We start from the raw sequence: 12,346 nt of genomic DNA, 5'->3' as shown, positions 1-12,346 counted from the left end.
TAAGCCCTAAATTCGTTCAGAACCTGACCCACCCCCGAAGCTGGGATGCTTCTGCTATTTTGCGAATCCCTTCAATATATGCAGCCACTTTCATGTTCACGGAATATTTTTGGGAAGTATGGTAGACATTCAAAAAGCTGGCCGTTATCTTTTCCTTCAAACGTTCATCTACAAGCTCTTCCGTCCAGTAATAACCTTGGTTGTTCTGGCACCATTCAAAATACGAGACTATCACCCCTCCTGAATTCGCCAAAATATCCGGGACTAGCACTATACCTTTATCATCGAGAATTTTGATCGCTTCCTTTGTCGTCGGCCCATTTGCTGCTTCAATCAGGATTTCACATCTCAGTCGTTTTGCATTATCCTTATTCACAACTCCGCTAATAGCTGCGGGAATCAGCACATCACACTCTTTTTCCAATAATTCCTGATTGGATAATGAATCTTTGTATAAGTTCGAAACGACCCCAAAAGAGTCCCTGTTCTCCAAAAGGTAAGGAATGTCCAATCCATTCGGATCATATAAACCTCCAAGCTCATCCGCTATTCCGACAACTTTGGCCCCCATTTCATGTAAATACAATGCTAAATGACTGCCAACATTCCCGAATCCCTGGATGATTACCCGCATGCCTTCAATAGGAATCCCCTTTAAATCACATATCATTTGAAGTGTATATAATACTCCCTTGGAAGTGGCCTTTTCCCTGCCCTTCGATCCTCCTAATCTCAGAGGCTTTCCTGTAATGAAGCCTGGTGAATCGAATTCCCTGATGTGATCATATTCATCCAGCATCCAGGCCATGATTTGTGAATTCGTATACATATCAGGTGCCGGAATATCTTTTGTAGGGCCCACTATTTGACTTACTGCCCTGACATACCCTCTGCTTAATCGTTCAAGCTCAGATGAACTCATCTGTCTGGGATCACACACAATGCCGCCTTTTGCCCCTCCATATGGAAGATCGGTTATTCCGCATTTCAAGCTCATCCATCCGGCCAATGCCTTAACTTCTTCAGGAGTGACATCCGGGTGAAACCGAATCCCCCCTTTGGTAGGACCGGCTGCATCATTATGTTGAGCCCGATACCCTTGAAACATCCTTGTCTCGCCATTATCCATTTGAATAGGAATACAGACTTCCAGAAAACGCATTGGCGCTTTTAGAAAATCAAAAACCTGATCTGGATAGTCCAAAACTTCAATCGCTTCTTTTAAGATATCCTGGAATTCTTGCAGTGGATTATCCAATTGACGTTTTTCAATAACCTTAATTTCCGCTGTCATTTTAGCACCTCACTTTTATTCTTATTACTTATTAAGCAACTTTCATGCCAGCTTTGAGGATACAGTACGGATGGCAATACACCGCCATTTGAACACACATACAATCATCAGGATATATGTATTAATTCATAAGCAATTCAGGTTTGCATATGTAACAAGTGATGATTAAATACATAGAAAAAAACGCATCCTTTTAGGATGCGTCAGTCGGTGACAAACTGGATGACGCCTACTTTCGCTGTGATGAACTTAAAGAAGAAGGACAACTGGAGTTGGCAAAGGGGCCGAGGTCAACCATTCCCTATACCTGCTTCATTCAAATAAAAAACCAAAAAGGTTTTTGGAATGAAACGATTCCAAAACCTTTTTGGCTACAAACTGACTCATTCTTATCGGATGAGTTTTTACTTGCAAAGTCTCATAGCTGAATTTCTTCAACTTGGTATTGGGGCGGAGCCTTCCGGAATGCCTTTGTGATATATAATAGATAACAAAAACCAATAATGAACCAACTTGTCCCCATTATTAGGGAACTTGCCTCAAGGTTGATCCATAGAATGCCAATTGCTATAGCTCCAATTAAAGGCATTATTAAGTATTGAATACACCCCTTTATCGTTCGGTGCTTCTTTCCCCGAATGATAAAATGGCTGATCACTGACAGATTTACAAAGGTAAATGCCATTAATGCACCAAAGTTGATCAGTGACGTGGCTGTCACTAGATCAAAGAATAAAGCCGACATTGAAATGACTCCAACTATGAGTACATTAATGGCTGGTGTTTTCCACTTAGGATGAATAAATCCAATCCATTTTTCCGGAAACACTTTATCACGCCCCATAACATACAAAAGACGGGAAACGCTGGCATGCGATGCTAGTCCCGAGGCTAGCGTATTGACGAAAGTCGTACAAAGAAAAATGGATTGAAATAGCTTCCCACCTACATAAAGGGCGATTTCCGGTAATGCAGCATCCGGTTCCTTAAAACGGGAAATATCCGGGAAAAAGAGCTGAATAAAGAAAGATGCGGTAATGAAGATGATTCCACCCCAAAGTGCAGTTAAAAATATCGCTTTTGGAATCGTTTTTTTCGGATCCGGCGTTTCCTCAGATAGTGTCGTTACCGCATCAAATCCCAAAAAGGAAAAACAAAGGATCGTGGCCCCGGTAATTATTGCCGAAAAGTCCATTCCTTCATTTACAAAAGGCGTTATCGTAAACACTTCTCCTGTACCTTCGCCATCATTCAACCCTTGGACAACAAGAATGATGAACACTGCCATGATGGCAATCTGAATTAAAACAAATAGCGCATTAAAGTTAGCAAGTACATTGACGCTCCGGAGATTGAGTATGGTGACGATTGCTACGAATAATACTACCCAAATCCATGTAGGAACTCCTGGAAATAATGCTGTCAGATAAATTTTGGTTAACAATGCATTTACCATAGGTAAAAACAAATAGTCTAACAGCGAAGACCATCCTACAAGGAATCCTAAATGCGGGTTCATGGCCTTTTGCGTATAAGTGTAAGCAGAACCTGCAGCAGGAAAAACCTTTACAAGTTTTCCATAGCTTGCAGCTGTAAAAAGCATCCCCACCAATGCAACGATATAGGCAGTCGGCACATGGCCGCCCGTAATCCCAGATACAATGCCAAATGTATCAAATACGACCATGGGTGTCATATATGCTAACCCCATCATAACGATTTGCCATAATTTCAGTGATCTTTTCAATGTAACTTCATTTTCCACCTATCATTCCTCCTTGAAACCGCTTTCAAACTAGTAGGTTCAATTTCTTAACTAGAATAATCCCCATGCCTCCCTCTTTTTTAAAAGTTTTACCTGTTTACCTTTATGCAAATTCTGTGCCATATGATTAAGGTTTACTTCGAAAAACGAAATAAGCCAAAAACGCTACTTAATTCCTGTATTTTTAACGGTAAATGATTGATTCATAGATATGATGTCTTTCAGCAACTCTTATTTGGCGATTCAATTCCCCATAAATTATTCTTCTTTGCATACCCCAAGCCAATGTTTTTGGTTAAACCCCTCATAAAATCACTTACTGTAACTTGGCATGATAATTGCATAATAAATATTCTATAGGAATTCACCTATATGAGTTTCAAAACAATAATAGTTATAAGAAAATGGAGGAATAGAAAAAATGAAATATCCTTTATCCCCTGATGTAATGCCAGAGTTTTGTACCACCGGATCATTTATGCGCTTACCTTCTTCAAGAGAAAATGCCAAATTGGCAGTGATAGGTATGCCTTTTGATACAGCTGCTTCATTCAGGGTAGGAGCCCGGTTTGCTCCACAGGCAGTCCGCCAGGCATCGATGACGTTGTTTCCTTATCATCCCATTCACAAGGTATTTCCGTTTGACGAATGCAATGCAATTGATATTGGGGATGTTTCGGTGATTCCCCATAATATACATCGAAGCTATGAGTTAATTGAAAAAGCTATGGCAGACTTGATGAAAAACGGCATCATTCCAATAGGCATCGGAGGAGATCATTCAGTAACATTGGCTAATCTAAGAGCTGCCGCAAAAATACACGGTCCTGTTGCCCTTCTTCATTTTGATTCACATACAGATACTTGGGATACTTATTATGATGAAAAATACTGGCATGGTTCCCCGTTTATCCGTGCATATGAGGAAGGCTTGCTCCAAACAGATAAAGTTTTCCAGATTGGCATAAGAGGTACGCTCAATCATCCAGGAGATATAGATTCCAGTACGGATCTAGGCTACAATGTAATAACTACGCCCGAGCTGAAGAAAAGAGGAATCGAAGACGTCGTGAAGGAAGTCAAGAAAACCATTGGGGATACACCATGTTTCTTGACCTTTGATATTGATTTTGTCGATCCATCCTGTGCTCCTGGAACTGGCACCTTGGAGGTCGGCGGTCTAAATAGCTTTGAAACCCTGGAGATGATACGCTCACTGCATGGATTCAACTTTATTGGGTTCGACCTGGTGGAAGTCCTCCCACCGTACGATCCAACACAAATTACATCACTATTGGCAGCCACCATCATTCATGACTTTGCCAGTTTAGTAGCCTTACGACTAAAGGAAGAACAAAAAAAGGAGAATTCAGCCGAAAAAAGTTTATAGGAGCAAACACCGACAATTAATGTAGGGACATTTCAGGTCCAAACTGTAATCGTTCAAAAGGCATCTGCTATCAGTGAAAGCAGATGCCTTTTTTCTATGTAATCTTTATTCTTGTTCTGCTATTTCCACTATAAATCATTTCATATAACAAGTTCGTACTTCTATCGGTGTGGAAAAATAAAAAACACATCCCTCTGAAAATGGGATGTGTCATCATTTTATTCGTCTGCTTCTGCCCCAGGACGATTGGTTTGTGTTGGCAGGGTGTCCCAAAAGCTTGCATCAACAGTTTCAATTGAATCATCGGCAAGAGCTCTTACAGCTGCATCCAAAGTGGTTACTGTTTGCTTAATTAGATAGCCATTACTTTTTTGCCCAAGCGCTACTGACTCGACATTGTGGTCCGACATACCTCGCATCTCAAAGAGCAGTGTGGCAATATCATAACGGACGGCTGCACCATTACGGCCTATATTTTCTCCAGAACCGCCATCATACCTACCAATATGTCCCCAACCAGATGGTTCAATGGAGTTATATACGACAGCACCCAGTTTTTTTGACGCTTCTAACACTTCAGGCTTTACGTTAGCGTTTGTTGGATAAAGAATTGAACCTGAAACAAGTTCACCATATGTTTCGCTTAGCGTCCCTTGATGATGTAAATCTATCATGTAATCTATATCGTATTTCGCAAATACATTTTCGTGTAAAGCCTTTACCTCTACTTGCATCGAATCAGTTTTTTTATCATGCTCACGGTTTAAGTCGATCCCATTTGCATTTGCCCGTGTTAGATGTCGATCACCTTTTGCTAAATAGTCATCAAGAGGGAAATTAACATCTCCCATGGCCCCATCTGCATTTAGCATGGGAATGATCAGTATATTAACATTTTCCAAAATACCTTTAGTCTTGTTCGTGCCTAGATGTTTAATGAATTCGAGAGCACCCTCTGTAGTCAGTTGTTCATTTCCATGCTGTTGAGTTAAAAATAGTATTGTAGGATTCTTAGGATTTGAAATGTACTTCGCCAGGTAAATATCCCTCCCTTTTACCGTTTCCCCGATTACTTCCAGTGCCAGCCTTTCTTGTTTAGCGTCCTGCGTTTCAAGATAGCTTACCAGGCTTTCATATGTATGAAGATTTGAAGTTGTCACTTGACCATTTCCGGCACTTGGACCATTACCAACCGCTCCGACTGGTAGTGAAAAAGCCGTTACTGCACTTAACGTCATTAAACTAGATAATGAAACTGCTAGAACTTTCTTTTTTAAATTCAATAAAAACCCTCCTTATTAAATATGATAACCATAAAAAAATAACTATTAATACTATTCTGACATTTTTAACACTTTGTGTTAATAGTGAAAAATGACTATGTTTCCAAATAGTTTTCTTCTACACAATATAACTTGAAAGGAATTACTTCTACAAAGGCGATATTCAAAAAAACACTTTCTGGTTGCCGAAACCGATCATGAAGGAAAACCAGGCGGATTTCCGTCTGGTTACTTCAATCCAATCTATACTGGAAGTTGATAAAAATCATTTCCTCACTCAATTTTTGTTATTGCCTGCCCTCCGTCAGTGGAATTGACTCGTATTCTTCCGGATTGATTTTATATACAGAGCCATCAGTAACTCCATCAATAATTCCATATAACCCTCTTTCAACCGCTTTAATAAGGATGCCTTTTTTCTTTTGGCCAAAAGACTGTGTTTGACCTCTTACTTCAAAGAGTACTGTCCCACTTCCGTTTAAAGCAAAGGCACCTAAAGCCGTTCCAGGAAGGTTTTGGTTTTGCGGATATAAGGATATATTCCCATATGGGGAATTACCTTGTTCTTTCATAGCATTATATACCGCCACATTCAATTGTCTGGAAAAATCATAATTATAGTTTTTGGCATATTTGGCATAATCTTGTCCTGAAGGCGAGCTTGGATCAGGAACAAATTGAGCGGAAATCGAGTAGGTGACTAAATCATCCGTTCCATCAACTTCATAATAGGGAGCTTGGTGATGCAAGTCCACAAAAATCTCCACCTTTCCGAATTGCTTCAGTAGAGACTTGTAAACATCACGTGTTGTTTGTGATTCGGGTGTTATGAACCAACCAGGGGTGGATGATTTTCCAGGGAAGTCTTTAGCTTGGGGAATATAATTTAAATCAGGATTAAAGTCACGATTGACATCGAAACCAGGTTTGGACTCATAATCGAATGATTCATTTTTGTATGTCTAATAGTTCCAAGATGGATTCGCTCCTGCTAACTGTGGAAACTGCTTCGCGACCTCTGCCCATGTCATATCATTTCCCCGACGGTCCAATTCAGCAGCATCGGGATTCATTTTAGGCAAAGCGACCAGGGTAATTTCTTTACGAATTTTCTCCGCTTCAGGAGAATTGGTCCCCAAAAACTTCAAGACATTCAAGATGGCATCCGTACCAGTTTTCTCATTTCCATGGATCTCACTTTGAATTAAAACGACTTTCTCGCCTGTTCCCACGGTTGCTTTGTAGATTTCTCTATTTCTATTGGAATATCCAGCTACATCCACTTTTACTTTACCTTGGCTATCACTCGCAATTTGTTCCAGCTTTTTCCCTAGTTCAGTATGATCTGTAAAACCTGAAACCGAATAAGTTTGTTGAATGGGTGTTCCCGGGGATGTTTCATTGGCTGCAAATGTTGGTGTCGCAATACTCGCCGATAAAATGGCAACTCCTAGAGTCGAAATAACTTTCCTGTTTTTCATAATACAACAATCACTCCCTTAAAATATTTTTTATCTCATTATACAAAATGAAAAAGTAGAAATATGTTGGAATTTGATGTCGTATTATGGCTATTTTATGATGCGGGCACCTGCTTTAACTATAAGTTGGGTGCAAAAAATGCATATTTTCCCACAACAACGATCCCCGACATTGTTATCTCAGATCGTTGTTGCCGAATGCCTTTAACCATATATATATTGGCTATGCATTTAGTCGAATTGATGATTTGTACTATAACATCACATTACGTTATAATAAAAGAAAAAAATAAGAGAAAGGGGAAAATATGAAACTCAACACTCATAGTTCTACACCTTTATACATGCAATTAAAACAATCGATTATCGAAGATATTAACAAAGGAATATACTCTCCTGGCGAAAGATTACCAACCGAAACAGAATTATGTGACATATATGGGGTAAGTCGCATTACTGTTAGAAAAGCGGTTTTGGACTTAGTGGAAGAGGGTCTTCTAATACGCCAACAAGGAAAGGGAACATTTGTCCAATATCCTAAAGTAAAAAGGGAACTTTTTGCTGTTAATGGTCATGCTGAATATATGTCAGAACTAGGGAAGATACCTCAAACTAAAATCCTTTCATTTGGGATCATACCCGCACCGGCTAATATTTCTAAATCCTTGGAGATTACTCCTGAAAATGATGTTCTTGAATTACAACGGATCTTATACTATGATAAGCAACCTCTCACCTTAGAAATTTCTCATTATTCCTTAAAGGTCCTGCCTAATTTAAATCAACATGTCCATAACTCCGTTTCCATGTATGACATCATAAAGCATAAATATAATATAACTCCTGTTCATAACACGAAACTTTTAAATATGGTATTGGCAAATGCAGATGAAGCAAAATTTTTAGAGTGCGAAGTGGGAGATCCCCTTTTCAAAGTGGAGAAAGTGGCATACGACGCAAAGAAGCAGCCCATCCATTCCTCCTTCTTATATTATCCTGCCAATCGCGTGACCTTTACGATTGATAGTTCCATATCGCAAGAAAAAGGTAACGAATCCCCCTCCTAATCCGGGATCTCGTTACCTTTTTCCATCTATAAATCATGTTAAACCAGCATATGGTCAGGAATATATTCTTTACCATACCCAAAAGCTCCATAATCCTGACAGGTTTGGGAGGCAGCTAAAGCTCCTTTTTGTAATGCTTTATTTACATCTTGCCCTTGGACATACGATGAGAGAAAACCAGCAATAAATGAATCTCCCGCCCCCAATGTATCTATAACTTTAGTTTGGATAATAGCTTGTTCATATAATTGATTTTCAATTGATAAGAGTGCTCCCTTTTCCCCACGAGTAACACATACCACTTTTGAGCCGAACGAATGCACCTTTTGAATCAGTGCATGGCACTCTGCAGTGTTTAAATTACTTCCTGAAAAAAATGCATATGTCACATACGGACAAACTTTTTGTAAATAGTGATCCTTTTGATTTGTCGAAAAATCAAAAGAAATGTCAATGAGTTGGCTTAATTTTTGGAGGTTATGCTCTATATGGCTATAAACACTTGTATGTAGAAGGTCGTGTTGCCGAATATAATCCAGATCCTTGTCATTCAGTACAATTCCCAATCTGGATTGAATACCCCCTCTATTGGAACCAATAAATATTCGGTCCCCGTCCTTATCCAACGCGACCACTGCCATACCATTCTCTCCTACTGCTTGTCTTACTCTACTAATCTCTATCTTTTCCTTTTGCAATACCTCTAACACATGGTCTGCCGCCCCATCATTTCCTACAATGCCAATATATGAAGATTGCTCATCATTTAAACGATTATACATTACTGCCACGTTTAATGAATTGCCGCCGGGATATATCTTTCCTTGGTCTTTATAAAAATCCACTACATTATCTCCTACTCCAATTAACTTCATGCCGGTTCCTCCTGTTATCATTTTACACTTCCACTGGCAATTCCACGGATAAAATACTTCTGCATGAATAAAAATAAAATGACGATAGGCGCCGCTGAAATCGTTAATCCTGAAAGCAACACTCCCCAATCGGTTTGCAATGCATCTCGGAATTGCATTAAACCGGCAGGTATCGTACGTAAACTATCATCGTCTATAAAGATGATAGCGAACATGAATTCATTCCATGTATAGTAAGCTGTTAAAATTACCGTCGTTAATAAAATAGGCTTACTCATGGGAATGAAAATTCTAAAAAGGATTCCAAGGTTTGTGCATCCATCCAGCCGGGCAGCCTCTTCCAGTTCTTTCGGAATGGACAGGAAGTAGGCCCGAATCAACAAGATGGTTAGCGGAATTCTGTATGCTACATAAGGTAAGATTAACGCCCAATGGGTGTTATATATCCCTAGCTTCTGAATGATATTATACAAAGGGATCAGGCTTACTTGGGGAGATAGCATCAAACCGCCTAAGCATATGACCAAAATGAAAGCCTTTCCACGAAAATCAAAGCGAGATAATCCGTATGCACCTAACGCACTTACTAAAACCGTTAGAATACAAGTCATGCCAGTAACCATGACACTATTTAAAAAGTAGGAAGAAATCCCACTATTCCAAGCTGTAACATAATTTTCAAACAACCATGTATGAGGAAGTGACCAACTATGGTTGAAAATTTCCTCTGTGCTTTTGAAAGAACTGATGACCATCCATAATAAGGGATAAGCAACAACAAGAAAGTAGGCAATCAAACCTGCATAAACAAGCGCTATTCTCATATTATAGGCTTTTCTTTTCCTTACATACTTTAGATTTTCCCCAACTAATTCCGGTACTCTGATCGTTGATTTCGGCATCTCCATTATTAGTCCTCCTTTCCTGTTTTAAATATTTTCATTTGAACAAGAGAAATAAGTAACGTAATAATTAAGATAACCGTTGCAATGGCAGAAGCATAACCCATCATATCTTTTGAAAAAGCCGTTTTATATAAATAGGTACTCAGGACTTCCGAAGAAGTTCCCGGTCCCCCTCCGGTTAGGATATATGGCTCATTAAACACAGTAAAGGCACCTGTCAATGTTAATATTACGGCTACAAATGTCATTTCCTTGGTTACTGGAACCGTAATGTGAAAAAACGTCTTTATTTTATTCGCTCCATCCATTTCAGCTGCTTCATATAGTTCAGGTGAAATTTTTTGAATGGATACGATATATAACATGGCTATATAACCAATTGATTGCCACTGTGAGACAGCAATGACTGCATAGATTGCCGTTTCACTATCACCCAACCATGGCAGTGCTAAATTATTCAATCCAATCATTTTAAGAAACTGATTTAACAACCCTACTTCCGGGTTGTAAAAAAATGAAAACAGCAATGCGATGACTGTCATTGAAACGACGACTGGTAAAAAATAGACTGTTCGAAATATAGGTGAAAATTTACGGATTAATTTATCTTCTAAAACAGCTGCAACAATTAACCCTCCAAAAACCTGGAAAACAATTGAAATGACTGCATAAAGGATATTATTTTTTAAAGCTTCATAAAATACGGGATCTTTAAATAATGTAAAGTAGTTATCCATCCCTACAAATGCTTTATCTGGTGAAAATGTACTCCAATTATACATACTATCGCCAATATTCTGGAAAATGGGGATATAAACTAGCAATAAAAAAACTAAGGCTGGAAGAAGATATAGATAAGGTACAAATTTATCGAGTTTTATCATTAAAATATCACTCCCTTAATAAAACGGAAAAATGTTTTCCCTTATTTCCCCGCTTCAAATCTAACAGTATCAGCAGCTTTTTGAACATCACGCATAATTTGTTTAGGTGTTTTATCTCCATTTAACATCATTTGTGTTCCTGTTAAATAGGCATCTGCAATACGAGCATCAATGCTCATGTCAAACCATGGGGCCATTTCTTTTGCGTTTAATATACTTTGAACCGCTTCAAGCTGTTCTGGGGAAGAATTATTTTCATTCACCGTACCTTTAACTGCACTATACTTCCCCACATCAGTGACTAGTTTTTCCCCCATATTTTTAGTGGTTAGAAACTTTAAAAACTCCATCGCTTCTTTGGGATGCTTTGTCTTGGAAGAAATCATGAAGCCTTCAGGCGATCCCGTTAGATTTGTTTGATTACCCTTTCCGCCTTCTACCTCAGGAAAGTTAAACATTCCAAGTTCAAACTTAGTGGGTCCAAATAACATGATCTCTGCCGTTTCTGCATAAAACATAGGTGCTTTACCATTTGAAAATTGCTGCCTTGCATATTCATGATCTATTGAATTAGTATTCTTATTAAAATAAGGTAACAACTCTTGGAATTTCTCAAGCGCTTTTATGTAGTCGTCATCCTTGAATTTTCCGGTTTTTCGATTATAATCCATTGCCAGAACTTCCGGACTAACAAGACGTTGATTCAATGTGCCCACATAATGGGAAATTGTCCAAGTATCTTGACTGCCGAATTGAAGAGCTGTGTAGTTATTCTTTTTTAAAACTTTTAATACATCGATAAATTCATTCCAGGTTTTAGGTGGGTGTATGTTCAATCCTTCGAAGACATCCTTGTTATAGAAAAACATTTTCCCATCCATTGTTACGGGGACACCATATACCTTATTATTAAATGTATATGGTTTGACTTGGGATGGAACGAGTTGAGAAGACCATGTCGGGTCGTTTTTATAAAAAGAAGTTAAATCCAAAGCTTTATTGCCTCGCACAAACTGGCTTGCAAATTCATCACTCCATGAGAAATAAATATCAGGTGGATTATTTGTACCAGTCATTACTTTAATTTTGTCTTTATACGAATCGTTTAACACTGCTTCGGTTTTAATATGGATATCGGGGTTTTGTTTTTCAAATTCTTTTACAACTTCATTAAAGTAAGTTTTTTCAGGTTCCTTTGGCCACCTATGGAAAAATGTTAATGTAGTATTTCCAACATCTGATTCTGAAGATGTTCTTTCACCAGAACATCCCCCAAGCATTAAAGATAGACTTAAAAATGATGCGAATATGAGTTTTGTTTTTCTCATGAATACCCTCCTTTTTATAAATGCTTTTATCATCAGGAAATTATACTATAATGTTATAAAACATTATAGTATAA

Annotated in this window: 11 protein-coding genes; 2 read left to right on the top strand and 9 right to left on the bottom strand. The window is 38.6% G+C overall.

Annotated elements, in window-relative coordinates; translation table 11 throughout:
- Positions 1–16 precede the first annotated feature (16 nt).
- Both ACIQ0C_RS03670 and ACIQ0C_RS03665 read right to left on the bottom strand, forming a co-directional pair.
- Positions 17–1,294: a Glu/Leu/Phe/Val family dehydrogenase gene (locus ACIQ0C_RS03670; RefSeq protein WP_403056970.1), complete on the bottom strand. Its 1,278-nt coding sequence runs from the start codon at positions 1,292–1,294 to the stop codon at positions 17–19.
- A gap of 418 nt (positions 1,295–1,712) precedes the next feature.
- Positions 1,713–3,059: an APC family permease gene (locus ACIQ0C_RS03665; RefSeq protein ID WP_403056967.1), complete on the bottom strand. Its 1,347-nt coding sequence runs from the start codon at positions 3,057–3,059 to the stop codon at positions 1,713–1,715.
- 421 nt (positions 3,060–3,480) lie between these two features.
- Between ACIQ0C_RS03665 and speB the strand changes: the two genes are divergently transcribed.
- Entirely contained in the window at positions 3,481–4,449 is a 969-nt protein-coding gene (speB, locus tag ACIQ0C_RS03660) for an agmatinase (RefSeq protein ID WP_403056964.1), read from the top strand.
- A 218-nt stretch (positions 4,450–4,667) separates the two neighbouring features.
- Here speB and ACIQ0C_RS03655 read toward each other — a convergent pair whose 3' ends face one another.
- The 3 genes from ACIQ0C_RS03655 to ACIQ0C_RS03645 form a co-directional block, all read right to left on the bottom strand.
- On the bottom strand, positions 4,668–5,732 hold the full coding sequence (locus tag ACIQ0C_RS03655) for a M14 family zinc carboxypeptidase (protein WP_402840209.1): 1,065 nt from the start codon (positions 5,730–5,732) through the stop codon (positions 4,668–4,670).
- 287 nt (positions 5,733–6,019) lie between these two features.
- Complete coding sequence (locus tag ACIQ0C_RS03650; protein WP_403056959.1) at positions 6,020–6,487, bottom strand: hypothetical protein; 468 nt, start codon at positions 6,485–6,487, stop codon at positions 6,020–6,022.
- Between the two features lie 207 nt (positions 6,488–6,694).
- The gene (locus ACIQ0C_RS03645; RefSeq protein WP_403056956.1) at positions 6,695–7,213 is read right to left on the bottom strand and encodes a M14 family zinc carboxypeptidase; all 519 of its coding nucleotides are present in this window, start codon (positions 7,211–7,213) and stop codon (positions 6,695–6,697) included.
- A 308-nt stretch (positions 7,214–7,521) separates the two neighbouring features.
- On the opposite strand from ACIQ0C_RS03645, the gene ACIQ0C_RS03640 reads away from it, so the two are divergent.
- Positions 7,522–8,280 (top strand): GntR family transcriptional regulator, encoded by a 759-nt coding sequence (locus ACIQ0C_RS03640; protein ID WP_403056953.1) that lies wholly within the window; start codon positions 7,522–7,524, stop codon positions 8,278–8,280.
- Positions 8,281–8,318: 38 nt separating this feature from the next.
- Here the strand turns inward: ACIQ0C_RS03640 and ACIQ0C_RS03635 are convergent, their stop codons facing one another.
- The 4 genes from ACIQ0C_RS03635 to ACIQ0C_RS03620 all read right to left on the bottom strand — a co-directional run bounded on the left by ACIQ0C_RS03635 (position 8,319) and on the right by ACIQ0C_RS03620 (position 12,272).
- On the bottom strand, positions 8,319–9,155 hold the full coding sequence (locus ACIQ0C_RS03635; RefSeq protein WP_403056950.1) for a PfkB family carbohydrate kinase: 837 nt from the start codon (positions 9,153–9,155) through the stop codon (positions 8,319–8,321).
- A 17-nt stretch (positions 9,156–9,172) separates the two neighbouring features.
- Positions 9,173–9,979, bottom strand: coding sequence for a carbohydrate ABC transporter permease (locus ACIQ0C_RS03630; protein WP_250211001.1), 807 nt, complete (start codon positions 9,977–9,979; stop codon positions 9,173–9,175).
- Between the two features lie 86 nt (positions 9,980–10,065).
- Positions 10,066–10,944 carry a carbohydrate ABC transporter permease gene (locus ACIQ0C_RS03625; protein ID WP_403056947.1) on the bottom strand — a complete coding sequence of 293 codons (879 nt, stop codon included), beginning with the start codon at positions 10,942–10,944 and terminating at the stop codon, positions 10,066–10,068.
- 41 nt (positions 10,945–10,985) lie between these two features.
- On the bottom strand, positions 10,986–12,272 hold the full coding sequence (locus ACIQ0C_RS03620; protein ID WP_403056944.1) for an ABC transporter substrate-binding protein: 1,287 nt from the start codon (positions 12,270–12,272) through the stop codon (positions 10,986–10,988).
- Positions 12,273–12,346 lie beyond the last annotated feature (74 nt).

The sequence above is a fragment of the Peribacillus sp. NPDC096448 genome, assembly GCF_044762675.1.
GTDB classification, from domain to species: Bacteria; Bacillota; Bacilli; order Bacillales; family DSM-1321; genus Peribacillus; species Peribacillus frigoritolerans_B.
The sequence above is the reverse complement of the archived record's forward strand: the minus strand, read 5'-3'. Positions and strand labels throughout refer to the sequence as shown.

What these genes read in the sequence shown, in the direction of transcription:
- ACIQ0C_RS03670 (WP_403056970.1), bottom strand. Translation starts at nt 1,294, where the DNA reads ATGACAGCGGAAATTAAGGTTATTGAAAAACGTCAATTGGATAATCCA.
- speB (WP_403056964.1), top strand. Translation starts at nt 3,481, where the DNA reads ATGAAATATCCTTTATCCCCTGATGTAATGCCAGAGTTTTGTACCACC.
- ACIQ0C_RS03645 (WP_403056956.1), bottom strand. Translation starts at nt 7,213, where the DNA reads ATGAAAAACAGGAAAGTTATTTCGACTCTAGGAGTTGCCATTTTATCG.
- ACIQ0C_RS03640 (WP_403056953.1), top strand. Translation starts at nt 7,522, where the DNA reads ATGAAACTCAACACTCATAGTTCTACACCTTTATACATGCAATTAAAA.
- ACIQ0C_RS03635 (WP_403056950.1), bottom strand. Translation starts at nt 9,155, where the DNA reads ATGAAGTTAATTGGAGTAGGAGATAATGTAGTGGATTTTTATAAAGAC.
- ACIQ0C_RS03630 (WP_250211001.1), bottom strand. Translation starts at nt 9,979, where the DNA reads ATGAGAATAGCGCTTGTTTATGCAGGTTTGATTGCCTACTTTCTTGTT.
- ACIQ0C_RS03625 (WP_403056947.1), bottom strand. Translation starts at nt 10,944, where the DNA reads ATGATAAAACTCGATAAATTTGTACCTTATCTATATCTTCTTCCAGCC.
- ACIQ0C_RS03620 (WP_403056944.1), bottom strand. Translation starts at nt 12,272, where the DNA reads ATGAGAAAAACAAAACTCATATTCGCATCATTTTTAAGTCTATCTTTA.